This is a genomic window from Amycolatopsis sp. WQ 127309 (genome assembly GCF_023023025.1).
GTDB lineage: Bacteria > Actinomycetota > Actinomycetes > Mycobacteriales > Pseudonocardiaceae > Amycolatopsis.
In genome coordinates, this window is sequence record NZ_CP095481.1 from 7,564,913 (window position 1) to 7,587,893 (window position 22,981).

Genomic DNA, 22,981 nt, shown 5'->3' on the forward strand with positions numbered 1-22,981 from the left:
CCGGTCCGTCCTCAGTGGACGGACCGGCTACACCGCCGCGAGCTTGGCGGGGTTCATCATCCAGAAGACCTGGTCGATGCCCTCGGCCGACGCCGCGACGGTCAGGACCGCGAACGCGACGCCGTCACGCCGCAGGACCACCGCGTCCAGGCCGTTGACGACCACCGGCGCCACCTCGACACCCACCCAGAAGCGGTCCGCGAACGCGCGGACGTACTTCGCCACCGTCGTCGCGCCGTGGACCGGGATGCGCGACGCGCGGGCGACGCCGCCGCCGTCGGAGTAGCTCACCACGTCCGCCGCGAACAGGTCCTCCAACGCCGCCAGGTCACCCGCCTGGGCCGCGGCGACGAACGCCGTCAGCAGGCGCCGCTGCTCGGGGGCGCTCGCCGGGGCGCGGCGGCCGGCCGCGAGGTGCTTGCGGGCGCGGCTGACCAGCTGTCGGGCCGCGGGTTCCGTCGCCTGGACGATCTCGGCGATCTGCCGGTACGGGTAGTCGAACGCTTCGCGCAGCACGTACGCCGCGCGCTCGGTCGGCGTCAGGCTCTCCAGCAGCACCAGGACCGCGAGTTCCAGCGCCGCGGCGCGTTCGGCGCCGAGCTGCGGGTCGGCCGAGGTGTCCACCGGCTCCGGCAGCCACGGCCCGACGTAGGTCTCGTGCCGCGCGCGGGCGGTCTTGCCCGCGTTGATGGCCAGCCGCGTGGTCGTCGTGGCGAGGTAGGCGCCCGGATTGGTGACGGCCGACCGGTCGCAGGTCTGCCACCGCAGCCAGACCTCCTGCAGCAGGTCTTCGGCGTCGGCCACACCGCCCAGCATCCGGTAGGCGATGCCGAACAACCGCGGCCGGACCTCGGCGAAGACGGCGGCCGCGTCGTCCAGGTCGGCGGTCACGTCCATGAATCCCCTTCACCACACCCTTTCGGGCCTGACCCCGAGCCTAGCGGTGGCCGCGGTGTGAGGCAGGTCGCTGTCACGATCCGGCGGGCTGTCTTGTCTTCCCTGACGAACACCACCGACGAAAGGAACACCATGAAGATCGTCGTCATCGGCGGTACCGGACTCATCGGCTCGACCGTCGTGGCCCGGCTGGGGGAGCACGGCCACCAGGCGGTGCCCGCCGCGCCCAGCACCGGCGTGGACACGATCACCGGCGAAGGGCTGAAGGAAGTGCTGCGGGGCGCGGACGTCCTGGTCGACGTGTCGAACTCGCCGTCATTCGCGGACGACGACGTCATGGCGTTCTTCCGCACCGCGACCGGGAACCTCGTCGACGCCGCCGAGGAAGCCGGGGTCGGGCACTACGTCGCGCTGTCGGTGGTCGGCTCGGAGCGGCTGCCCGAGTCCGGCTACCTGCGGGCGAAAGTCGCGCAGGAAGCACTGATCGAGGCCGCCGGCCTGCCTTACACGATCGTGCGCGCGACCCAGTTCTTCGAGTTCGCCGGCGGCATCGCGGACACCGCGACGACGGACGGCGTCGTGCGCCTGCCCGGCGGCGGGGTCCAGCCGATCGCGGCCGCCGAGGTGGCCGCGGCGGTCGGCCGGGCCGCGGCCGGCGCGCCGGCCGGCGGCACGATCGAGATCGGCGGCCCGGAGGTGTTCGGCCTCGACGAGTGGGTCCGCACGGTGCTGGCCGCGCGGTCCGACGCGCGCGAGGTCGTCTCCGACCCGCGGGCACGCTACTTCGGGACGCTGCTGGAGAAGGACAGCCTCCTGCCGGGGCCGGGCGCGCAGGTCGCGGAGACCCGGCTGGCGGAGTGGCTGGCCCGATGACGCGGGTGACCGGCTCCGGCGGCGCGGGCCGCACCGGCGCCGCACTGTCCACTGTGGACGCCGACGACGCCGAGGACGCGTGGCAGCGGCACGCGGTACGGAGGACCCCGAACGGTGAGCCACCGGCGCACCGCGTTCGTGAGTGACCTCGACCCCGGGTGAGGTGTCCCGGGTGGACGCGCGGCGTCCACCCGGGGCCGGCCTACTTCTGGTAGGTCAGGCAGTTCGCCGTGCCGCCGCCGGCGCCGATCCGGACGCTCGAGGCGGTGCACTCCAGCGCCGCGTTGTGCCGGCAGTCCGCGCGGGAGCAGGCGCCGACCTGCGCGGTGACGCGGTCGAGGCCGCCCTTGGTGTTCAGCGGCACGAACGTGCCGCAGTCGGCCGAGCCGTTGTCGCCGCCGACGGTGATCGCGAAGGCGTGGCAGCCGTCGTCGTTGTAGGAACAGCCGCTGACGGTGCACTCGTGGACGGCAGGCATTTCGGTCGTCGTCATACCGGGCTCCCGGGTTTCGTGGTGGTGGTGTGCGTTCGGGCGCGTCCGACGCTGCCACCGGCCCCGGAACCCGGCAATCCGGATGGTGATCTTTCACTCGGCTCCCCGCCCCGGTCGGGTGATCGGGGCGCGAAGACCTGCCGCGTCGACAAAGCGCTTCGGGTGAAGCCGCCGGTTCAGCGCACGCGGTCGTAGATCACGGCGGTTTCGCCCAGCACCCCGGTTTCGTGGCGGGCGAGCGTCCACTGGGTCGCGGGCAGGCCGTCCTCGAACAGGCGGCCGCCGCCACCGGTGATCTCGGGGCAGATGAGCAGGTAGAGCCGGTCGATCAGGTCCGCCGCGAGGAGCGGCTTGATGACGCTCGCGCTGCTGTTGACGAGGATCTCGCCCGTGCCGGTGGCCTTGAGGCCGGTGACGACGTCGGCCGCGGGGGCGTTCACGACGCGGGCGCGCTCCCACGGCGCCTCGGTCAGGGTGGTCGACAGGACGACCTTCTCCGTGTCGACGAGCCACTTCGCGTAGCCGCGGTCGCGCGGGTCGGCGTTCTCGTCCCCGGCGACCGACGGCCAGAAGCCGAGGAAGCCTTCGGCGTTGGTGCGGCCGAGCACCGCCGTCGTCGCGTTCTCCCAGATGCGCGTCATGTGGTCCCGGGCGACTTCGGTGGTCACGTACGGGGCGATGGCGCCGAAGTCGGCGGGGCCGGCGGGGCCGTTGTAGTGCCCGTCGAGGGTGAGGGCGATGTTCGCGGTGACCTTGCGGCCGGTGGTGCTGGTCATGAGCGTGGTCCTTCTTGTCGGATGAGTGTGGCGGTGAGGTTGTCGAGCACCTGGCCCCAGCCGGTTTCGATCCCGGCGACGAACGCGGCGGCCTCGACGGTCGTTTCGGTGATGCGCAGGCCGAGCCGCAGACGGGTGCCGCCCGGATCCGCGGTCAGCGTCAGGTCGTAATGGCCGGTGAAGGAGACCTTCCCGGCCGCGTCGAGCACCGAGAGCTCGAACGCGAGGTGCCCGGGTCCGTCGGCGGCGTGGACCCGTCCTTCGGAGCGGTAGCGCCCTTCGGCGTCGCGGTAATCGAGCACGACGCGCCCGCCGGGTGCCGGCTCGAGGACGCACTCGGTGATCGTCAGCGACGGCGGCGCCCACCACGACGCGAGCAGGTCCGGGTCGACCCAGTGCCGCCACACGACGTCCGGGGCCACCGGCAGGACGCGGTCGAAGGAGAAGGTGCGTCCGTCCGCCCACTGCCGCCGGTCCGCGGCGGCGGTCTCCGCCTCGATCGCGGCCTGGTAGCGCGCCAGGACGTCCCGGGTGCCGGCGTGCGCCTCGATGGCGCCGACCAGCTCCCGTAACCGCGCTTCGAAAGCGGCGAGCGGGCCGGCTTTGAGCGCGTAGACCCGGCGCTGCCCGAGCGGGGCCATGGTGACGAGGCCGGCGCGGGCGAGGGTCTGCAGGTGCTTGGTGGTCTGCGGTTGCCGCAGGCCGGTGCGCTCGGCCAGCTCGCCGACGGACCGCGGCCGCTCCGCGAGGAGCTCCACGATGCGCCACCGCGCGCCGTCTCCCAGTGCTGCCGCGATCTCGTCCATGTCCTGAAGTATTCACTGGAAAGAATATTCTTGTCAAGGAATGTCTTCGGGCGGGATTCCGGCCGCCGTATCGGGTCGTAGGGTGCGGGCATGCCGGAGATCACGCCTGAGCCGTTCGCCCCGAAGACCGAGCCCGCGGTGCTCGACGACCTGCGCGCACGGCTGCGCGCGACCCGCTTCCCGGACTCGCCGGAGGACGCCGGGTGGTCGCTCGGGACCGACGTCGGCTACCTCCGCGAGCTGGTCGCCTACTGGGCCGACGGGTTCGACTGGCCCGCGCGGGAAGCCGAGCTGGGGGAGCTGCCCCGGTTCCGGGCCCCGGTCGGCGGCCTCGGCATCCACTTCGTGCACGCGAAGGCGGCCGGGCCCGCGTTCCCGCTCGTGCTCAGCCACGGCTGGCCGGACTCGTTCTGGCGCTACAGCAAGGTGATCCCGCTGCTGACCGACCCGGGCGCGCACGGTGGCGACCCCGCCGACGCGTTCGACGTGGTCGTGCCCGACATGCCGGGCTTCGGCTACTCCGACCGGCCGGCCGGGCCGCCGCTGGACTCCATCGCCGTCGCCGGGTTGTGGGCGGAACTGATGGCGGGCTTGGGTTACGCACGGTTCGGCGCGGCGGGCGGGGACGTGGGCAGCCACGTCAGCCGGTACCTCGCGCTCGACCACCCGGACCGGGTGGTGGCGGTCCACCGCACGGACGCGGGCCTCCCGATCTTCTCGGGCGACCGGGCGGAGCTGGCGCCGGAGGAGCTCGCGTGGTTCGAGACCGTCGCGGCGTGGGGTGCGACGGAGGGCGCGTACGCCGCGATGCACCGCACGAAGCCGCAAACAGCGGCGGCGGCCCTCAACGACTCGCCGGCCGGGCTGGCCGCGTGGATCGTCGAAAAGCTGCAGAGCTGGAGCGACACCGGCGGTGACATCGAGCGGAGCTACACGAAGGACGAGATCCTGACGAACGTCATGATCTACTGGCTGACCGGCACGATCGGCTCGTCGATGCGCATGTACCACGCGAACTCGGCGATCCCGGCCGAGCAGCTCGCCCGCCGGGTGGAGGTGCCGTCCGGGTTCGCGTTGTTCCGGGGCGACGTCGTGCGGCCACCGCGGGCGTGGCTGGAGCGCACGGCGAACACCGTGCGCGTCACCGAACCCGAGCACGGCGGGCACTTCGCCGCGTTCGAGGAGCCGGAGGTCTACGCCCGGGAGCTGCGGGAGTTCTTCCGCCCCTACCGCTGACCGCGGCTCACGTACCCGGAAGGACGTCACGTCGATCACTCGACCGGGCAGTCGCGTGGTGATCTCCTGGAGCGCCCAGCCTGTTGTCGTCCGGATCGCTGAACGAGGCGTGCGACGCGTAGCTGATGTGGTCCGAGTCCGGGGCGCTGACTCGCCCTTCGGTGCCGGCTCGGTGGAAGACGCAGTCGGCCCCTGGGTGGACCCCGTTGCGGCGTCGGTGATCCCGCTGCCGAAGATCACCGAGGCGGTGACCACTGCCCTTCGGCCCATCTCGGCGCGCCGGGCGCAGCACCCTCAAGATGGCCTCATCGCCGTCGGTTTGCCGACGACGGCGCCGTGCGTCATACTGGTGCGGTAATGCAACCAGTCCTGAGGTGAGAGCAGTGCGCAAGGACACGAGGTCGGGCTGTCCGATCAACCTGTCGCTGGAGATCTTCGGCGACCGCTGGACGCTGCTCGTGCTGCGGGACGTCGTTTTCGCCGGCGCGCGGCACTTCCGCGAGCTGCTCGGCGGGCCCGAGCGGATCTCGTCGAACGTCCTCGCCGACCGGCTCGCCGTGCTCGTCGAGCACGGGATGCTGACCCGGGCCGGCGATCCCACGCACAAGCAGAAGGTCACCTACAGCCTCACCGAGCAGGCGATCGAGCTGGTGCCCGTGCTGGTCCAGCTCAGCACCTGGGGCGTCCGGCACCTCCCGGTGGGCGACGCCTACGCCGCCCGCGCCGGGGTGCTCACCGCCGGCGGCCCGCCGCTGTGGGACGCCTTCATGGACGAACTGCGGGAAACCCACCTCGGACCGGGCGCCCGCCACGAAGAAGCGCCGGACGGTCCGACCGTCGCGGCCCGGATGGAGGCCGCCTACACCGCTTCCCTCACCCACTGATGATCGGAGTTCACCGATGAACGACCCGACGATCCGCCTCGACGACCGGTTCAGCGATCCCGGCACGCGGCCCACCGACTGGGCCACGACGCGGGAAGTGCTCGAAACCGCGCAGATCAGCTGGCTCACCACCGTCCGTGCGGACGGCCGCCCGCACGTCACGCCGCTGGTCGCGGTGTGGCTGGACGGCAAGCTCTGCTTCGGGACCGGGGCCACCGAACAGAAGTGCCGCAACCTGACCGTGAACCCGCACGTCGTGCTGACGACCGGCCGCACCAGCTGGGACGACGGCCTCGACGTCATGGTCGAGGGTGAGGCGCGGCGCGTCACCGACCGCCCGACCCTCGAACGCCTCGCCGTCGCGTACCTCGAGAAGTGGGACGGCAGCTGGAAGTACGAGGTGGGCGACGACGGCCTGCGCCAGGGCGGCAACGACGCCCTGATCTTCGCGGTGGAGCCGGCGAAGGTGCTCACGTTCGGCCGGCAGCGCACGCCCGCCTCGGACACCTCGATGCTCTCGACCGTCGAGTTCACCCACACCAGCGCCGTGCCCGCGCGCGGCTGAGCACCACGGCAGCGGGCCCGTCCTCGTCGAAGAACCCGCCGGTCCGGCCGTCGTCGCCGAGCAGGCGAACGAGTCGTGCGAGCGGGCGAACATCGATCCCGGCCCGGTGGCCTTCGCGAAGCTCGCGGAGTTGCTCGCCACGTTGACGATCCGCGGCGACGGCGACTCCCGCGGCAGCGGCAACCCCGCGTTGTTCACCAGGACGTCCAGGCGGCCGTACGCGCGCTCGGGGTACCCGGCCGCGGCGTCGACCGACGCGGTCACGCCGGCACCGTGACGGTCTTGTACTCGATGTACTGCGTGAGCCCGACAACGCCGTATTCGCGGCCGAAGCCGCTGGCCTTGAAGCCGCCGAAGGGGCCGTCGAAGCCGATCGGCGCGCCGTTGACCGTGACGGTGCCGGTCCGCAGGCGGCGGGCGACGGCGAGCGCGTGCTCCCGGTCCGCGGACCAGACCCCGCCGGAGAGCCCGTATTCGGACTCGTTGGCGATGCGCACGGCGTCGTCCTCGGTGCCGTCCGAGTCGTCGTAGGCGATCACCACCAGCACCGGCCCGAAGATCTCCTCCTGGGCGATGCGCATCGTGTTCGAGACGTCGGCGAACAGCGTCGGCGTGACGTAGTTGCCGAGTTCCAGCCCGGCCGGGACGTCCGGGCCGCCGGTGACGAGCCGGGCGCCTTCCTCGACGCCGAGCGAGATGTAGTCGCGCACCCGCTGCTGCTGGTCGGGCCGGACCATCGGGCCGATGAACGTCTTCTCGTCGGCGGGGTCGCCGACCGGTAGCGACTCGACCATCTCCTTGAGCCCGGCGACGACCTCGTCGTACCGGCCGCGCGGCGCGAGGATGCGGGTCTGGGCGATGCAGGCCTCGCCGTTGTTGAGCAGGGAACCGAACCTCAGGCCCGGGATCGCCGCGCCGAGGTCGGCGTCGGGCAGGATGATCGCCGCGGACTTGCCGCCGAGTTCGAGGCTGACGCGCTTGAGCTGTTCGCCGGCCAGCGAAGCGATCCGGCGGCCCGCGCGGGTCGAGCCGGTGAACGCGACCTTGTCGACGTCCGGGTGCTTCACCAGGTACTCGCTGGTCTCGCGGTCGGCCGGCAGCACGCTGACGACGCCGCGCGGCAGCCCGGCCTCGGCCAGCAGCCCGGCGAGCAGGTTCATGCTGAGCGAGTTCTCCGGGGAAACCTTGAGCACCACGGTGTTCCCGGCCAGCAGCGCCGGGATGACCTTGGCCAGCGCGGCGGAGAACGGCGAGTTCCACGGGATGATCGCGGCGACCACGCCGATCGCTTCCCGGCGCACGACCGAGCGGACCGGCACGCCCGGGTCCGACGGCGTCAAGGTCTCTTCCCAGCCGAACGCCTCGGCCGCATCGAGGTAGGCGTTCGCCTGCCGGGTCAGCCCGGTCTGGCCCGCGCGGGTGAACCAGAGCGCCGAGCCGTTCTCGGCGGAGATGATCGTGGCGACGTCGTCCGCGCGCGCCTCGCGCAGCGCGTTGAGCTTGCGGAGCACGGCGATCCGGTCGGCGGGCGGAGTGTTCGGCCAGGTGCCGGCGTCGAAAGCGGCGCGGGCCGCGGCGACGGCGCGGTCGATGTCGGCCGGGAGGGCCTGCGCGGCGCGGCCGAGCGGCGACTGGTCGTGCGGGGACACCAGGTCCAGCAGGTCCGGGCCGCTCGGCTCGGTCCATTCGCCGCCGATGAAGAGCTTGTCGCAGGTGATCACGGTCGCCTCCTATTTGTCACACCACTGTAGCGCTTATGGCTCGTACCTCATTCCTGCTGTGACGGTAAGCTCACGGTATGAGAGCCGACGCGGTCCGCAACCTCGAGACCGTCCTGACGACGGGCGCGCGCCTGCTCGCCGAGGACCCGGCGACCGGCGTGGCCGCGATCGCCGCCGCGGCCGGCGTGGACCGCCGCACGGTCTACCGCCACTTCGCGTCCCGTGACGAGCTGCTGGCCGCGATCTACGACGCCCGGCTGACGGCGGTCGAGGAGGCCGTCGGCCACGCGCGGCTGCGCGAAGCGCCGGTTCCGGTGGCCCTGCACCGCTACGCCGAAGGCGTCATCGAGGTCAACCGCACGTGGCCGGTCGAGCTGACCCGGATGCGGGCCGAACCGTCCATTCAGGACCGTCGCGGCCGGGTGATCGCCGAGGTGGACGCGTTCATCGCGCGTGCCACCGCGGAGGGTTTCTTCCGGGCGGACGTCCCGGACGGCTGGGTGTACAACGTCGTGATCCAGCTGCTGCACCTGGCGTCGCGGCAGCCGTCGAGCGCCCCGGAGGCGGCGGACCTGCTCGTCGCCACCCTGCTGCGCGGAGTCGGCGCGCACTGAGCTGTAACTGCTCGAAACTGTCCATTAACGACGGAGAAACCCCAGTATCGAGCACTTGACATGCCCGGTCCTGCTCGCTTTACTTCTGGGCACGTCGGAACGGACGCCCGACGTCAGAGGTACGCCCAGCCGGTATGTCGGCCTCCGCCGCGAGCCCGGACTGAGTCGCCAGGACGCGCTCGTGGTCCGAGGCGGGGTCGTGCCCACCATCATCCGGAGTTCGATGATGCCCTTCTCCCGCGTTCAGTTCCTCGCCAGTGCCGCGCTCGCGGCCGCCGTCCTCGGCGGTAGCGCGTGCACGGCCTCGGCCGCCCCGGCCGCGGTCACCCCGCCACCGGTCAAGGCGGGCTTCGACTACCAGATCGGCGGCGCCTACACCCCGCCCGCCGGCGTCAAGGTCGTCAGCCGCGACCACACGGCCGCACCGGCCGCCGGGCTCTACAACATCTGCTACGTCAACGCTTTCCAGTCCCAGCCCGGCGCCGAGGGGGAGTGGGGCGACCTGCTGCTGCGCGACGCGAACGGCAAGGTCGTCGTCGACGAGGACTGGGACGAGGCGCTGCTCGACCTGCACACCGCCGACAAGCGCACGCGCGTCGCGGCCAAGGTCAACGCCTGGGTCGACGACTGCGCCGCGCGCGGTTACCAGGCGATCGAGCCGGACAACTACGACAGCTTCACGCGCTCCCGCGGCCTGCTCTCCGACAGCGACGCCCAGGCCTACATCCGCCTGCTTTCCGCGCACGCCCACCAAAAGGGCCTCGCGATCGGCCAGAAGAACACCAGCGAGCTGGCCGGCCAGCGCCAGGCCAACGGGCTCGACTTCGCCATCGCCGAAGAGTGCGGGCAGCAGAAGAACTGCGGCGAGTTCACGCCCGCGTTCGGCGACCACGTGATCGTCATCGAGTACACCGACGCCGGTCTCAAGACCGCCTGCAGCCGGTGGAGCTCGCTCAGCATCGTCCGCCGCGACCTCGACGTCGTCCCGAAGGGCGAGTCCGGCTACGTCCGCAAGACCTGCTGATGGACCGGCGGGTTTTCCTGCGCGGTGTCGGCGGTCTCACCCTCGGCACCGCGCTGGCCGGGTGCGGCGCGGCCGTCGGGAGCGACGGCGGGCCGGTGACGGTCGAGGTCTGGCACGGCCAGACCGACACCGGCAAGAAGGTCCTCGACGAGCTCGTCGCGGACTTCCACCGGACCCACGCGGGGATCCGCATCGACCTCGGCGGCGGTGTCCTCGCCGACGCGATGCTGCAGAAGATCACCGCGGCGCTGGCGTCGGGGTCCTTCCCCGACATCGCCTACGTCTTCGGCTCGGACCTCGCCAGCGTCGCGCGCAGCCCGAGCGTCGTCGACGTCACCGACCTCGTCGACGCGGGGCCCGGTTTCTGGGCCCCGGCACGGGAAGCGGTGACGGTCAACGGCCGGGTGCGCGCGGTCCCGGCGCTGCTCGACTCGCTGGCCGTGGTGTGCAACAAGACGCTGTTCGACGCGGCCGGGATCCCGCTGCCCGTCGCGGGCTGGACGTGGGGCGACTTCGTCGAGGCGGCGAAGAAGCTCACCGACGCGGCCAACGGCACCTTCGGCACCGCTTGGCCCGCCACCGGGGACGAGGACACCGTGTGGCGGCTGTGGCCGATGGTGTGGGACCTCGGCGGCGACGTGATCGGCGCCGGCGGCCGCGGCATCGGGTTCGCCGACCAGGGGGTGCGGGCCCTCGAAGTCGTCCGCGACCTCGCCGCGGCGAAGGCCGTCTACCTCGACCCGAAGTCCGGCAGCGAGCAGATGTACCAGGCGTTCGAAGCCGGGCACATCGGCATGGTCCCCACCGGGCCGTGGCAGCTGCCCGACATCGCCGACGCCGGCGTCGACTACGCGGTCGTGCCGCTGCCCAGCTTCAGCGGCCGTCCCGGCACCATCTCCGGGCCGGACACCTGGACGCTGTTCGACAACGGCGAGGAGCGCGTCGCGGCGGCGCGCACGTTCCTGGCCTGGCTGGCCGACCCGGCCCAGGACGTCCGCTGGGACGAGGGCGCCGGCAGCCTGCCACTGAGCCGCCGGACGCAGGAACTGCCCGCGTGGCAGGAGAAGACCGCCGAGACGCCGGGGCTGCCGGTGTTCGTCGACGCGCTCGAGAACGCGCGGGTCCGGCCGGTGCACCCGGCCTACCCGCAGGTGTCGGCGGCCGTCGGCACCGCGATCGTCGCCGTGTTGCTCGGCCGGGCCACCCCGGCCGACGCGCTGCGCGACTGCGCCGCGGCCGCCGACGCCGCCCTGATCATCCCCCGCTAGGGAGCCGCCATGCCCGGACTGCCGAGGCCCATCACCGTCCCGCCCGCACAGGTTCACGCCAAGAAGCGCCGTCGCCGTGAGAGCGCGGCCGCGTGGGCCTACGTCTCACCCGCCGTGCTCATCATCCTCGGCCTCGGCGTGGTGCCCGTGGCCTGGTCGCTGCTGCTGTCGTTCCAGGTCGACGACCTCGTGACGCCCAGCCGGTGGGTCGGCTGGGACAACTACGCGGCGCTGGCCCAGGACCCGAACTTCGCCCAGGCCGTCGGGAACACCGCGCTGTACACGGTGCTCTACGTCCCGCTGAGCATCTTCTTCGGCTTCCTGCTGGCGCAGGCGCTGAACCGGCGCATCCGGCTGATCGGCGTCTACCGGACGCTGGTCTTCGTGCCGTTCGTGCTCTCGGCGACCGCGCAGGGCGTGCTGTTCTCGTTCATCCTCGACCCGCAGTTCGGCGCGGCCAACTCGCTGCTGCACCACCTCGGCGTGTCCCCGCAAGGGTTCCTGACCGATCCGGGGCAGGCGCTGCTGGTGCTCGTGGCCATCACGTTGTGGAGCGGCACCGGGTTCTGCGTCATCGTCTACCTGGCCGCGCTGCAGGACGTCCCGCCGTCGCTGGTCGAGGCCGCGCGGCTGGACGGCGCGGGCACCTGGCGCGTGCTGCGGCACGTCACGCTGCCGGCGATCACGCCGGTGACGGCGTTCCTGGTGGTGTGGCAGCTGATCACGTCGCTGCAGGTGTTCGACCTGGTGTACGTGACGACCAAGGGCGGCCCGCTCGGCTCCACCACGGTGATCGTCTACTTCGTCTGGGAGCAGGCGTTCAAGAACTTCACCGCCGGTTACGGCGCGGCGTCGGCCTACGTGCTCGCGGTCGCCCTGCTGGTCGTCGTGGTCGCCGTCCGCCTGCTCCGCCGGCCCCGGAAGATGGCTCGGAAGGTGCTCCGATGACCGCCCGGATCGACAGCGTGCCCGCGCCGCGGGTGCTGCCCGTGCTGCGCCGCCCGCGGCTGCCGTTCAGCCCCTGGCACCTGCTGCTCGTGCCGCTGGCCGTGGTGTTCGCCGCGCCGCTGGTGTGGCTGCTGCTCAGCTCGGTGATGAGCAACGCCGAGATCAACCGGTTCCCGCCCGCGCTCTGGCCGTCCCACGTGGACTTCTCGGGCTACCGCTACGTCCTCGACAACGCCCTGTTCGTGCGCTGGTTCACGAACTCGCTGATCGTGTCGGCGGTGACCGTGGTGTCGAACCTGCTGTTCGGCGCGCTCGGCGGGTACGCGTTCGCGCGGATGCGGTTCGCCGGGTCGCGGGCGCTGCTCGCGCTGATGATCGCGACGATGGCGATCCCGTTCCAGCTGACCATGATCCCGACGTTCCTGGTGATGAAGAAGCTCGGCCTGATCGACAGCCTGGGCGCGCTCATCGTGCCGTCGCTGGTGACGCCGTTCGCGGTGTTCCTGCTGCGTCAGTTCTTCCTGTCCCTGCCCCGGGAACTGGAAGAGGCCGCCTGGATCGACGGCTGCTCGCGGCTGCGCGTGCTGTTCACGATCGTGCTGCCGCTGTCGCGGCCTGCGTTGAGCACCGTGGCCGTGCTGACGTTCCTGAGCACCTGGAACGACCTGACCTGGCCGCTGATCGCGCTCAACCACGACACCGTCTACACGCTGCAGCTGGGCCTGACGACGTTCCAGGGCCAGCACCACACCAACTGGGCCGCGGTGATGGCGGGCAACGTGATCACCGTGCTGCCGGTGCTGCTCGCGTTCCTCGGCGCGCAGAAGACGTTCATCCAGTCCATCACCTCCAGCGGGCTCAAGGGGTGAGCGTGCACCGGTTCGACCTGCTCGTGGTCGGCGACGCCAACCCCGACGTCATCATCGGTCCACTACGGACGGACCTGGCGTTCGGCCAGCGGGAGCAGCTCGCCGACTCCGGCGTGCTCACCCTCGGCGGCTCGGGCGCCATCACCGCCGCCGGCGCCGCCCGGCTGGGCCTGAAGGTCGCCTTCGCCGGGCGCGTCGGCGACGACGCCGGCGGCCGGTTCGTCCGCGACGCCCTCGACGAACGCGGCGTCGACACCAGCGCGTTGCGGATCGACCCGTCCTTGCCGACGCCGTTGACCACCGTCCTGACCCGCGACGGCGACCGCGCGATCGTCACCGCGCCGGGCACCCTGGCCGCGATCGGCGCCGGCGACGTCCCGCCGGAGCTGCTCGCGGCGAGCCGGCACGTCCACTCGTCGTCGTGCTTCCTGCTCCCGAAGCTCGCGCCCTCGTTGCCGGGTCTGCTGCGTGCCGCCCGCGGGCACGGCGCGACGACGTCCGTCGACACGAACGACGACCCGGCCGGGCGATGGGAAGTCGGGGATCTGTTGTCAGAGACGGACTTCCTGCTGCCCAACGCGGCCGAGGCACGCCGGCTGACGGGCGCGGCCGGCGCGTGGGAGGCCGCCACGCTGCTGGCCGCCCGCGGCCCGGCCGTCGTGGTCAAGGACGGCGCCGCCGGCGCTTTCGCCTGCCGCGACGGCGAACTCACCACCACCCCGGGGATCCCGGTGACCGCCGTCGACACCGTCGGCGCCGGGGACAGCTTCAACGCCGGGTTCCTCGCCGGCGTCCTGGCCGGGCTGCCGCTCGGGACGGCGCTGCGCTGCGGCGTCGTCTGCGGCGGCTTCTCGGTCCGCGCCCGCGGCGGCACCGCCGGCCAGGCCACGTGGGACGACGTCCTCGTCCACCTCGAACGCACCGAATCGGATCACGCATGACCACCCCCAAGATCACCTTCGTCGGCGCGGGCAGCGTCGTGTTCACCCAGGGCCTGCTCGCCGACCTGTTCACCTACTCCGAGCTGGACGGCGTGCACGTCGCCCTGCACGACATCGACCCGGAACGGCTGGCGACGGCGCTGGCCGCGGCCCGGCAGATCGCCGCCGCCCGCGGTGTCAAACCCCTGCTCACCGCGCACGCCGACCGCCGGGAAGCGCTGGCGGACGCGGACTTCGTCGTGAACATGGTCCAGATCGGGATGGGGGAGTCGACGCGTACCGACTTCGCCGTCCCGGCCCGCTACGGCCTGCGCCAGACCATCGGCGACACCCTCGGCATCGGCGGGATCTTCCGCGCCCTGCGGACGTTCCCGTTCCTGAAGGGACTCGGCGCGGACATCGCCGACGTCTGCCCGGAAGCGTGGCTGCTCAACTACACCAACCCGATGGCGATGAACGTCCAGTACCTGAGCGAGGCCACCGGGCTGACGCGGGTCGTCGGGCTGTGCCACTCGGTGTACTGGACGGTGCACGGGCTCGCCGAGCTGGTCGGGGTGCCGTTCGACGAGGTCACCTACGTCGCGGCCGGCGTCAACCACCAGGCCTGGGTGCTGCGGTTCGAGCACGGCGGCACCGACCTCTACCCGCGGCTGACGTCGCTGGCCGAGGGCGACGAGCAGCTGCGGCGGCGCGTCCGGTTCGACATGTTCCGGCGGCTCGGCTTCTACCCGACCGAGACCAGCGAGCACTCCGCCGAGTACGTGCCCTGGTACCTGCACCACGACAGCGAGATCGAGCGGCTGCGGCTGCCGGTCGGGGCGTACCTGGAGATCGTCGCGGAGAACGAGGCCGAGTACGAGCGGACGCGCCACGCCGTCGCCGCCGGTGAGCCCCTGCCCGTCGAAGGCACCAACGAGTACGCGCCGCAGGTCATCCACAGCATCGTCACGGGCACCCCGCGCACGGTCTACGGCAACGTCGTCAACCGCGGCCTGATCGAGAACCTGCCCACGGGTGGTGTGGTCGAGGTGCCGTGCCTGGTCGACGGCACCGGCGTCCGGCCGACCCGGATCGGCGCGCTGCCCCCGCAGCTGGCCGCGCTGAACCGGACGTACCTGAGCATGAACGACCTGGTCGTGCGCGCGGCGATCGAGGACGACCCGCGGCACATCCGCCACGCCGCGATGACCGACCCCGCCACGGCGGCATCGCTGCCGGTCGAGCGGATCTGGGAGCTGTGCGACGACCTGGTCCGCGCGCACGGCGACCGTCTCCAGCCCGCACTGCGTACCCTTCTCGGCCACTGATTCAGGAGAACGATGTCCCACACCCTCGACGAGATCACCAGCCAGCCGGAGTGCTGGGCGCGCGTGGTCCGGGAACTGCCGCTGCACGCACCCGCGTTGCCCGCGATGGGGGAGCGCGTCGCCGTCATCGGCTGCGGCACCTCGTGGTTCATGGCGCAGAGTTACGCCCGGCTGCGCGAGGACGCCGGCCACGGCCTGACCGACGTCTTCGCGGCGTCGGAGGCGAAGCTCGACCGGCCGTACGACCGCGTGCTGGCGATGACCCGCTCCGGCACGACGACGGAGATCCTGACCGCGCTGGAACGAACGCGGCCGGGCACCCGCGTCACGACGATCACCGCGGTGGCCGACTCGCCGGCGGCGGCGCTGTCCGACGACGTCGTCCGCCTGCCGTACGCCGACGAGCGTTCGGTGGTCCAGACCCGGTTCCCGACGACGCAGCTGCTGCTCCTGCGCGCCCACCTGGGCCTGCCGATCGACCGGGCGCTGGCCGACGTCTCCCGCGCCTTGACCACCCCGCTCGCCCCGGAGCTGCTCGCGGCGTCGCAGCTCTCGTTCCTGGGCGCGGACTGGCACGTCGGAGTGGCGAACGAGGCGGCGCTGAAGGTCCGCGAGGCGGCGGCCTGGTGGACGGAGTCGTACTCGGCGATGGAGTACCGCCACGGCCCGATCGCCGTGGCCGCGCCGGGCCGGGCGGTCTGGAGCCTGGCGCCCCTGGACGCGGGCCTGGTCCGCCAGATCGAGGCGACGGGCGGGTACCTGCGGCAGGGCGAGCTGGACCCGCTGGCCGAGCTGGTGCTGGTCCAGCGCCTGGCGGTGGCCCTCGCCGAAGCGGCGGGCCGCGACCCGGACCGCCCGGCCCACCTGACCCGCTCGGTCGTCCTGGCGAGCTGACCCCGGCCTGAAGTGCCGTGAGGGGCACCTTCAGGGACCTGAACGCCCTGAAGGTGCCCTTCACGGCGTTCTAGTCGCCTAGTGAGCTAGCGTGCTAGCATCCTGTCATGAGCGACAAGGACGTCAAGCAGTTCAACGTGTACCTGCCGACGGACTTGATCCGGGAGGTCAAGCACCACGCCGTGGACACCGAACAGTCGCTGTCGGCCCTCGTCACCGCGGCGCTGCGCCAGTACCTCGCCACCGCCACGGCCGACTCAGAAGGAGAACAGCGATGAAGAGTGACCGCGTCGAAGCCCTGTACCTGGAGACGCACAACTGGGGGAAGGCCACCAAGTTCTTCCAGGCGCTCGGGTTCGAGATCGACTTCGCGACGGACCACAGCTCGGGACTGCTGCGCAACGGCGACGGCGCCTACCTGTTCGTCGCCGAGGTGCCGCAGGACCAGCCGACCGGGATGCAGGTCGTCATCAAGGTCCCCGCCGAGGACACCTTCGAAGCCTGCGCGCCGGTGGAGGTCGTCAGCCCGTTCGCCGACACCCACTTCGGGACGCGCGAGATGAGCGTCCGCGATCCCGACGGGCGCACGTGGATCCTCCAAGCGCCGTCCGGGACGTGACCGAACGGCGCGCCGGACCGGAGCCGCCCCCTCGACGGCCCGGTCCGGCGTACCCCACAAGGATGCCCCGCGCACCGTGGCGAAACCTTGCAAGGACCTTGAATCCGCAGGTCAGCCGCGGACACCGGGTGATCCCCGAACGAGTGAATCGATCTCCGTGCCCGCACCCGCCCGCCGGGTGCGGGCGCAGGCGCCGAGGTGCGGCCCGGCGCGAGCCGGGGATGCCGCGCCCGCCGCGGGCGGCTAGCGTCGGAACCGACCAGCCGTCGGCGGGGGGAGCGGGAAATGCGGGACCGGGCGATCCGGATCGGCACCTTCTCCGGCTACCTCGGCGACCGCTTCACCGCGCTCGCCGAAGCGCTCGACGGCGACCCCGTCGACGTCCTCGCCGGGGACTACCTCGCCGAGATCACCCTGGCCGTGCTCGCCGCGCGGCACCGGCGCGATCCCGCGCGCGGCTACGTCGACTACTTCCTCGACCAGCTGCGGCCCCACCTCGCGACCCTCGCCGAGCGGGGCGTCAAGGTCGTCACCAACGCCGGCGGCTTCCACCCCGCCGGGCTCGCCGACGCCGTCCGCGCGGCCGCCGCCGAGGCCGGGGTCACGCTGTCGGTCGCGCACGTCGAAGGCGACAACCTCCTCGCGGACCTCGACGCGCTGGCCGCCACGCACCCGTTGCCCCACCTCGACACCGGACGCCCCCTGTCGAGCTGGGGCACCACGCCGATCGCCGCCAACGCCTACCTCGGCGGCCACGGCATCGCCGCCGCGCTCGCCGGGGGCGCCGACGTCGTCGTGTGCGGGCGGGTCACCGACGCGTCGCTGGCCGCCGGGCCGGCCGCGTGGTGGCACGGCTGGGCCGCCGGCGACTGGGACCGGCTCGCCGGCGCCGTCGTCGCCGGGCACGTCGTCGAATGCGGGCCGCAGGCCGTCGGCGGCAACTTCTCCGGCTTCACCGGCGTCCCGGGCATGGTCAAGCCCGGCTTCCCGATCGCCGAGATCGCCGCGGACGGCGGCTGCGTGATCACCAAGCACACCCGCGACGGCGGCACGGTCACCGCCGACACCGTCACCGCCCAGCTCGTCTACGAGATCCAGGGCCCGCGCTACCTCAACCCCGACGTCACCGTCCACCTCGACGACGTCCGCCTCACCCCGGCCGGCCCCGACCGGGTGGCGATCACCGGCGCGACCGGCTCGCCGCCGCCCCCGACCACCAAGGTCGCGCTGTTCGGGCAGATCGGGTACAGCGTCGTCAACACCGTGTACGTCACCGGCCTCGACGTCGACGCGAAGATCGCCCTGCTGCGCGAGCAGCTCGGCCGCGCGGACGGCGTCGACCTCGACGTCACGCGGATCGGCGTCCCGGCCGCGGACCCCGGCAGCCAGTGGGACGCCACCGCGGCCGTCCGGATCATGGCGACGTCCCGCGAGAAAGAACCCCTCGAACGCTTCGGGCTCGCGAAGCGGATCGGCAGCCTGTACCTCCAGAGCATCCCCGGCTTCTTCCACGACGGCGGCGGCGAACTGGCCGTCCGGCCGCGGCCGCGGATCGACTACTGGCCCGCCGTGCTGGACGCCGACGTCGTTCCGCACCGTGTCGTTTTCGCCGACGGGCGAGCACAAGACGTCCCGCCGCCACCTCAGACGTCCATTGTGGACCAACCGGCGCACCCGGACCCCACCGAAGAGCCGGCGGGGACCCGGCTCGTGCCGCTGGGCACGGTCGCGCACGCCCGCAGCGGCGACAAGGGCGGCAACGGCAACCTCGGCGTCTGGACCGCCGACCCGGACGCCTGGCCGTGGCTGCGGCGGACGCTGAGCACGGCCGGGCTCCGCACGCTGCTGCCGGAGACCGCCGGACTCGAGATCGTCCGGCACGAGTTCCCGCACCTGCGGGCCGTGCACTTCGTCCTGCGCGGGCTGCTCGGCACCGGCGGCTCGGCGAACCTGCGCGTCGACCAGGTCGGCAAGGCCGTCGGCGAGTACCTGCGCGCCCGGCTGGTGCCCGTCCCCGAAGAACTCCTGCAGCGGAAGGACTCCCGATGACGCTCACCGACCGGGTCGCGCACGCGGTCGCCCACCCGGCGACCGGCGACGCCTTCGACCCGCACGCCGAGCTCGCCGACCTGCTGTCCGGCATCGGGATGAGCCCGGCCGACACCGGCGGCACGATCACCTTCGACGGCGCCGACCCGGTCGTCCCGAGCACGCTGCGCCTCGGCGGCGCGTCGGCCATCGCACTGGCCGCGAAGTCGGCGGCGATCGCGAAACTCTGGCGGCTGCGCGGCGGCGACGGCCAGGACATCGGCGTCGACCTGCGCGTCGCGCCGCACCGGCTGTGCCCGTTCTACGATCGGAAGTGGGAGCTGGTCAACGGCTTCCCGCAGAGCGCGGCGGCCAACCCGAGCCAGGCGCTGGGGTTCCGGTTCTACCGCACCGCCGACGACCGCTGGGTGATGCCGCTCAACCCGTACCCGAAGATCAAGATCGCCGCGCAACGGCTGCTCGACGTCCCGGAGGACCCGGACCGGGTGGCCGCCGCCGTCGCCGGCTGGAAGGGCATCGAGCTGGAAGAGGCCGCGGTGGCGGCCGGGACCGTGCTGCCGATGCTGCGCACCACCACCGAGCTGCTCGCCGAGCCGCACTACCGGGAGACCCTGGCCGGGCTGCCGCTGATCGAGATCACGAAGATCGCCGACAGCGACCCGGTGCCGTTGCCCGCCGGCGCCGCCGATCCGCTGTCGGGCGTCCGCGCGCTGGGCATGGGCCACGTGATCGCGGGCGCGGGTGTCGGCCGCGCGCTCGCCCTGCACGGCGCCGACGTCCTCAACCTGTGGCGCCCGGGTGAACTCGAGCACGACGTCACCTACGTGACGGCGAACGTCGGCACGCGGTCGGCCATCGTGAACCCGTACAGCGACGAGGGCGCTCGGAAGATCCGGGAGCTGCTCGGCACCGCGGACGTCTTCTACGCCAACCGAAGGCCCGGCTACCTCGCGAAGATCGGGCTGACCGCGGAGCAGGCCGCGGAAACCCGGCCGGGGATCGTGTACGCGACCGCGTCGCTCAACGGCGAGCACGGGCCGTGGGCCGGCCGGATCGGGTTCGACCAGACCGCCGGCAGCCTCACCGGCATGATGCACCTGGAAGGCGACGGCGAAACCCCGGCGCTGCCGCCGATCCTCGTCGTCAACGACTACATCGTCTCGTGGCTGCTGGCCGCGGGGATCGTGGAGGCGCTGGCGCGGCGGGCGACCGACGGTGGCAGCTACCGCGTGCACGTCTCGCTCACCCGTGCGGCGCTGTGGATCCTGAGCATGGGCGTGTTCGACAAGGCCTACGCGCTCGACACCGCCGGCCGCGGCGAGGAACACGCCTACCTCGACCCGGAGACGTTCACCGCGGACACCCCGCTCGGGCACTACCAGGGCGTCACCGACCAGGTCCGGATGTCGGCGACGCCGGGCCACTACCGCACGGTCCTGGTGCCGCGCGGCTCGTCCCGTCCCGAGTGGTCGTGAGTGTTCAGGGCGGTCAGAACCGCCCTGAACACTCACGACCGGCGGGTTACTTCACCAGTTTCGCGTAGACGATCACGTTGTCGAGGTAGTTGCGGCTCGCCGCGTCGTACTTGCCACCACAGGTGATCAGCCGCAGTTCCGGCTCGTTCGTGTTCCCGTACACGGCTTCCGTGGGGAACTCCTTCTTCGCGATCTGGTCGACCTTCGCCACGGTGAACGTGAGCTTGCCGCCGTCGGCGCGGTCGACGTGCACCTGGTCGCCGACCTTCATCTCGTGCAGCCGCCAGAAGATGCCCTTCTGGTGGTCGCCGTCGATGTGGCCCAGGATGACCGCCGGGCCGACCTCGCCGGGCGTCGGCCCGTACTCGTACCAGCCGGCCTGCAGGGGCTGGTCGACCGGCGGAACCTCGACGGTCTTGTCGGCGTTGAGCCCGAGCGAGACCAGCGACGACTGCGCGTCGATGGCGGGGACGTCGATCGCGGTGGGCAGGGACCGCGACAGCCCAGCGGGGGCGACCGCGGCGGGCACGGGCGCCGGGTTGCCGGCCGCGGTCGGCGTCGCGGCACCGCACCCGGCGAGCAGCAACGCGGTGAGGACGAAGAGAAGTGCGCGGCGCATCGGCTCAGCCCTCGGTCGCGAGGCTGCCGTCGCCGGTCTGCGGGGCACCGGCGGGCACGACGGTGACCTGGCCCGGGTTCTGCGGACGCGGCGGGGCCTGCGGCGCGAGTTCCTTCGCCGGGCCGCAGGAGACGGACGCGAGCTTGACGTCACCGCTGCCGATGGCGCCGGTGACGTCGCCGCCGAGCAGCTTGACGTGCAGCGCGGTCACGTCGAGGCCGCCGTCGTAGCGCTGGTCCTGCTCGTTGACGATCACCTCGACCACGCCGGGGATGCCGAGACGCGTGTTGGGCGCGGCCTCCGCCGGGATCGTGCCGAGCCGGCCGAGGTTGACCCCGGCCAGGTCGCTGCTGCCGACGACCTTGCCGTCGGCCGAAGCGCAGCGGGCGCTGATCACCCGCGCCGACGGCACCCGGCCGGCGACCGCGGCCAGCACGGGCAGCGTCGCCTCGACGATGCTCGCCTTGCTCGCGACCGAAGCCGCGTCGGAGACGACGGAGCTGGAGATCGCCTTCGCCGTGACGAGCCCCTTCAGCGGGGCGTCGGCCACGTTCGCCGAGGTCGGGCCGGTGCTGCTCGACGGGGCCAGCTTGCCGGTCTCGACGGTGATCCCCTTGCCACCGGCCAGATCCTTCAGCACGCCGGGCAGCAGGGAGACCCCGGCGGACGCACCGAAAGCGGAGCCGGTCACCCCGGCGTCCCCGGCCGGCGCACCGGTGGCGCCGGTGGCTCCGGTGGCCAGGACGACGGCGGTCAGGCCGGCCAGGCTCCCGGCTCGGAGCATGGTTGTGCGCATGAACGAGGTCCTTTCAAAGAAATGGGCCGCGAAAACGTGCGGCGACGGCGGGCCGAGCGTGACTCGGTCCGCGGAGGAAAGCTCGGCCACGCTATCAAAATCGCGCTTGCTGCCAAGTAGGCCGAGATCCCCGGTGGTTACCCGAGTTCGCGAAACGTGATCTTCCGGAAAACAAACAACTCGAAGTGGCCACTTCGGCTCGACGCATTTCCCCGATGATCGACGGCGAGTAGTGCCCGTTGCGGCATTCGAGGGGGTTCACCCCCCGTTATGACACGTCCGAGTGATTACTCGGCTGGGGCGCGGCGAACACGGGGAGTGATGTGACCGCCACGGGATTCGACGGATTCGATTTCCTCGTCCAGCGGGACGGCGGAAGCTGTGCGTGGCCGGTCAGAAGGTGCCGTGCTCGTCGCTTCGCGGGTCGCCGCGGACGACGTGGTCGTCGTAGAGCCCGGCTTGCGCGGTGCGGCGCCAGGGCCGCGCCAGCTGCACCGCCGTGACGATGTCCGGGTCCGACAGCTCGAGGTCGGCGACGGCCAGACCGGGCTCCGGACTCGAGGACGCCCGCGCGATCCACCGGCCACCGGGCGCGACGACACCGGCGGGCACGGTGGCGGCGAACTGGGCGGGGACCGAGTAGCCGAGCCAGTAGCTGTACAGCGTCCCGTACGCCTGGGCGACCGTGGCCCGGGCCGCGTCGTCCACCATCACCGACACCAGGACGCAGTCGACGTCGAGGCGCTCGTACTCGGCGAACAGCTCGGGGAAGCTGACCTCGATGCACAACGCGCAGCCGAACCGGAAGCCGTCGATCTCGAAGACCAGCGGCTCGGTGCCGGGCGAGTAGAGGTACCGCACCTCGGTGTTCGACAGGAACCGCTTGTCGTACCGGCCGACGAGCTTTCCGGTGTCCGACACGACGTAGAGGCTGTTGTGCGGGCGGTTTCCGCCGCTCAGCGGGTGGATCGAGCCGAACGCGACCCAGATCCCGAGCCGGCCGGCCAGCTCGGCGATCGCCTCGGCCTCCGCGCGCAGCACCGGCCACGCCGCGCGCGTCCAGTCGGCCGGGCCGACCCGCTCCGGGCCGTGCACCGACATCACCCGCTTGTGCGGGTAGGTGATCGCCCCTTCCGGGAACTGCACCAGCCGGGCGCCCGCGTCGCGCGCTTCGACCATCAGCTCGCGCAGCCGGGTACCCGACGCGCGGAGCGCCGTCACGTCGCCGGGATCTTCGACCACTTCGCTCTGGGCCACCGCCAAGCGGAACGTCCGCGCCACGACCCGAGCCTAGTCCGGCTACCGCG

26 protein-coding genes are annotated in these 22,981 nt (G+C 72.3%); 18 read left to right on the top strand and 8 right to left on the bottom strand.

Annotation, left to right across the window (positions count from 1 at the left end; genetic code table 11):
* Nucleotides 1-27: 27 nt before the first annotated feature.
* The gene (locus MUY22_RS34070; protein WP_247051278.1) at nucleotides 28-897 is read right to left on the bottom strand and encodes an RNA polymerase sigma-70 factor; all 870 of its coding nucleotides are present in this window, start codon (nucleotides 895-897) and stop codon (nucleotides 28-30) included.
* 132 nt (nucleotides 898-1,029) lie between these two features.
* Between MUY22_RS34070 and MUY22_RS34075 the strand changes: the two genes are divergently transcribed.
* Both MUY22_RS34075 and MUY22_RS34080 read left to right on the top strand, forming a co-directional pair.
* Nucleotides 1,030-1,770, top strand: coding sequence for an SDR family oxidoreductase (locus tag MUY22_RS34075; protein ID WP_247051279.1), 741 nt, complete (start codon nucleotides 1,030-1,032; stop codon nucleotides 1,768-1,770).
* Nucleotides 1,767-1,916, top strand: coding sequence for a hypothetical protein (locus MUY22_RS34080; RefSeq protein WP_247051280.1), 150 nt, complete (start codon nucleotides 1,767-1,769; stop codon nucleotides 1,914-1,916). Before MUY22_RS34075 ends, MUY22_RS34080 begins: the two co-directional genes overlap by 4 nt.
* A gap of 56 nt (nucleotides 1,917-1,972) precedes the next feature.
* Here MUY22_RS34080 and MUY22_RS34085 read toward each other — a convergent pair whose 3' ends face one another.
* The 3 genes from MUY22_RS34085 to MUY22_RS34095 all read right to left on the bottom strand — a co-directional run bounded on the left by MUY22_RS34085 (nucleotide 1,973) and on the right by MUY22_RS34095 (nucleotide 3,845).
* Nucleotides 1,973-2,263, bottom strand: coding sequence for a DUF1540 domain-containing protein (locus MUY22_RS34085; protein ID WP_247051281.1), 291 nt, complete (start codon nucleotides 2,261-2,263; stop codon nucleotides 1,973-1,975).
* 176 nt (nucleotides 2,264-2,439) lie between these two features.
* Nucleotides 2,440-3,039, bottom strand: coding sequence for a dihydrofolate reductase family protein (locus MUY22_RS34090; RefSeq protein WP_247051282.1), 600 nt, complete (start codon nucleotides 3,037-3,039; stop codon nucleotides 2,440-2,442).
* A complete protein-coding gene (locus tag MUY22_RS34095; RefSeq protein WP_247051283.1) occupies nucleotides 3,036-3,845 on the bottom strand; it encodes a metalloregulator ArsR/SmtB family transcription factor in 810 nt (269 codons plus the stop codon). The genes MUY22_RS34090 and MUY22_RS34095 overlap by 4 nt, the downstream gene beginning before the upstream one ends.
* A 90-nt stretch (nucleotides 3,846-3,935) precedes the next feature.
* Here MUY22_RS34095 and MUY22_RS34100 point away from each other — a divergent pair, with 90 nt between their 5' ends.
* The 4 genes from MUY22_RS34100 (at nucleotide 3,936) to MUY22_RS34115 (ending at nucleotide 6,807) form a co-directional block, all read left to right on the top strand.
* The gene (locus MUY22_RS34100; RefSeq protein WP_247051284.1) at nucleotides 3,936-5,081 is read left to right on the top strand and encodes an epoxide hydrolase family protein; all 1,146 of its coding nucleotides are present in this window, start codon (nucleotides 3,936-3,938) and stop codon (nucleotides 5,079-5,081) included.
* A 383-nt stretch (nucleotides 5,082-5,464) separates the two neighbouring features.
* Nucleotides 5,465-5,965 carry a helix-turn-helix domain-containing protein gene (locus tag MUY22_RS34105; RefSeq protein ID WP_247051285.1) on the top strand — a complete coding sequence of 167 codons (501 nt, stop codon included), beginning with the start codon at nucleotides 5,465-5,467 and terminating at the stop codon, nucleotides 5,963-5,965.
* Between the two features lie 16 nt (nucleotides 5,966-5,981).
* Nucleotides 5,982-6,530: a pyridoxamine 5'-phosphate oxidase family protein gene (locus MUY22_RS34110; protein ID WP_247051286.1), complete on the top strand. Its 549-nt coding sequence runs from the start codon at nucleotides 5,982-5,984 to the stop codon at nucleotides 6,528-6,530.
* Between the two features lie 106 nt (nucleotides 6,531-6,636).
* Nucleotides 6,637-6,807 (top strand): hypothetical protein, encoded by a 171-nt coding sequence (locus tag MUY22_RS34115; protein ID WP_247051287.1) that lies wholly within the window; start codon nucleotides 6,637-6,639, stop codon nucleotides 6,805-6,807.
* Here MUY22_RS34115 and MUY22_RS34120 read toward each other — a convergent pair.
* Nucleotides 6,791-8,251 (bottom strand): aldehyde dehydrogenase, encoded by a 1,461-nt coding sequence (locus MUY22_RS34120; protein WP_247051288.1) that lies wholly within the window; start codon nucleotides 8,249-8,251, stop codon nucleotides 6,791-6,793. The genes MUY22_RS34115 and MUY22_RS34120 overlap by 17 nt on opposite strands.
* Before the next feature lie 77 nt (nucleotides 8,252-8,328).
* On the opposite strand from MUY22_RS34120, the gene MUY22_RS34125 reads away from it, so the two are divergent.
* The 12 genes from MUY22_RS34125 to MUY22_RS34180 all read left to right on the top strand — a co-directional run bounded on the left by MUY22_RS34125 (nucleotide 8,329) and on the right by MUY22_RS34180 (nucleotide 20,259).
* Nucleotides 8,329-8,865 carry a TetR/AcrR family transcriptional regulator gene (locus MUY22_RS34125; RefSeq protein ID WP_247051289.1) on the top strand — a complete coding sequence of 179 codons (537 nt, stop codon included), beginning with the start codon at nucleotides 8,329-8,331 and terminating at the stop codon, nucleotides 8,863-8,865.
* Between the two features lie 199 nt (nucleotides 8,866-9,064).
* Nucleotides 9,065-9,889 (top strand): endo alpha-1,4 polygalactosaminidase, encoded by an 825-nt coding sequence (locus MUY22_RS34130; protein WP_247051290.1) that lies wholly within the window; start codon nucleotides 9,065-9,067, stop codon nucleotides 9,887-9,889.
* Nucleotides 9,889-11,157 carry an ABC transporter substrate-binding protein gene (locus tag MUY22_RS34135; RefSeq protein WP_247051291.1) on the top strand — a complete coding sequence of 423 codons (1,269 nt, stop codon included), beginning with the start codon at nucleotides 9,889-9,891 and terminating at the stop codon, nucleotides 11,155-11,157. The genes MUY22_RS34130 and MUY22_RS34135 overlap by 1 nt, the downstream gene beginning before the upstream one ends.
* Before the next feature lie 9 nt (nucleotides 11,158-11,166).
* Nucleotides 11,167-12,105: a carbohydrate ABC transporter permease gene (locus tag MUY22_RS34140; protein ID WP_247051292.1), complete on the top strand. Its 939-nt coding sequence runs from the start codon at nucleotides 11,167-11,169 to the stop codon at nucleotides 12,103-12,105.
* Nucleotides 12,102-12,974: a carbohydrate ABC transporter permease gene (locus tag MUY22_RS34145; protein ID WP_247051293.1), complete on the top strand. Its 873-nt coding sequence runs from the start codon at nucleotides 12,102-12,104 to the stop codon at nucleotides 12,972-12,974. The genes MUY22_RS34140 and MUY22_RS34145 overlap by 4 nt, the downstream gene beginning before the upstream one ends.
* A 2-nt stretch (nucleotides 12,975-12,976) precedes the next feature.
* Complete coding sequence (locus MUY22_RS34150) at nucleotides 12,977-13,915, top strand: carbohydrate kinase family protein (protein ID WP_247051294.1); 939 nt, start codon at nucleotides 12,977-12,979, stop codon at nucleotides 13,913-13,915.
* Entirely contained in the window at nucleotides 13,912-15,222 is a 1,311-nt protein-coding gene (locus MUY22_RS34155) for an alpha-glucosidase/alpha-galactosidase (RefSeq protein WP_247051295.1), read from the top strand. Before MUY22_RS34150 ends, MUY22_RS34155 begins: the two co-directional genes overlap by 4 nt.
* A 12-nt stretch (nucleotides 15,223-15,234) precedes the next feature.
* On the top strand, nucleotides 15,235-16,116 hold the full coding sequence (locus MUY22_RS34160) for an SIS domain-containing protein (RefSeq protein WP_247051296.1): 882 nt from the start codon (nucleotides 15,235-15,237) through the stop codon (nucleotides 16,114-16,116).
* 107 nt (nucleotides 16,117-16,223) lie between these two features.
* On the top strand, nucleotides 16,224-16,394 hold the full coding sequence (locus MUY22_RS34165) for a ribbon-helix-helix domain-containing protein (RefSeq protein WP_247051297.1): 171 nt from the start codon (nucleotides 16,224-16,226) through the stop codon (nucleotides 16,392-16,394).
* Nucleotides 16,391-16,735: a glyoxalase/bleomycin resistance/extradiol dioxygenase family protein gene (locus tag MUY22_RS34170; RefSeq protein WP_247051298.1), complete on the top strand. Its 345-nt coding sequence runs from the start codon at nucleotides 16,391-16,393 to the stop codon at nucleotides 16,733-16,735. Before MUY22_RS34165 ends, MUY22_RS34170 begins: the two co-directional genes overlap by 4 nt.
* Before the next feature lie 285 nt (nucleotides 16,736-17,020).
* Entirely contained in the window at nucleotides 17,021-18,784 is a 1,764-nt protein-coding gene (locus MUY22_RS34175) for an acyclic terpene utilization AtuA family protein (RefSeq protein ID WP_247051299.1), read from the top strand.
* Nucleotides 18,781-20,259, top strand: coding sequence for a CoA transferase (locus tag MUY22_RS34180; protein ID WP_247051300.1), 1,479 nt, complete (start codon nucleotides 18,781-18,783; stop codon nucleotides 20,257-20,259). Before MUY22_RS34175 ends, MUY22_RS34180 begins: the two co-directional genes overlap by 4 nt.
* 46 nt (nucleotides 20,260-20,305) lie before the next feature.
* Here MUY22_RS34180 and MUY22_RS34185 read toward each other — a convergent pair whose 3' ends face one another.
* From MUY22_RS34185 to MUY22_RS34195, 3 genes are all read right to left on the bottom strand, one after another.
* Entirely contained in the window at nucleotides 20,306-20,878 is a 573-nt protein-coding gene (locus MUY22_RS34185) for a class F sortase (protein WP_247051301.1), read from the bottom strand.
* Nucleotides 20,879-20,882: 4 nt separating this feature from the next.
* Nucleotides 20,883-21,674 carry a choice-of-anchor P family protein gene (locus MUY22_RS34190; protein ID WP_247051302.1) on the bottom strand — a complete coding sequence of 264 codons (792 nt, stop codon included), beginning with the start codon at nucleotides 21,672-21,674 and terminating at the stop codon, nucleotides 20,883-20,885.
* A gap of 393 nt (nucleotides 21,675-22,067) precedes the next feature.
* Nucleotides 22,068-22,955: a carbon-nitrogen hydrolase family protein gene (locus MUY22_RS34195; protein WP_247051303.1), complete on the bottom strand. Its 888-nt coding sequence runs from the start codon at nucleotides 22,953-22,955 to the stop codon at nucleotides 22,068-22,070.
* Nucleotides 22,956-22,981 lie beyond the last annotated feature (26 nt).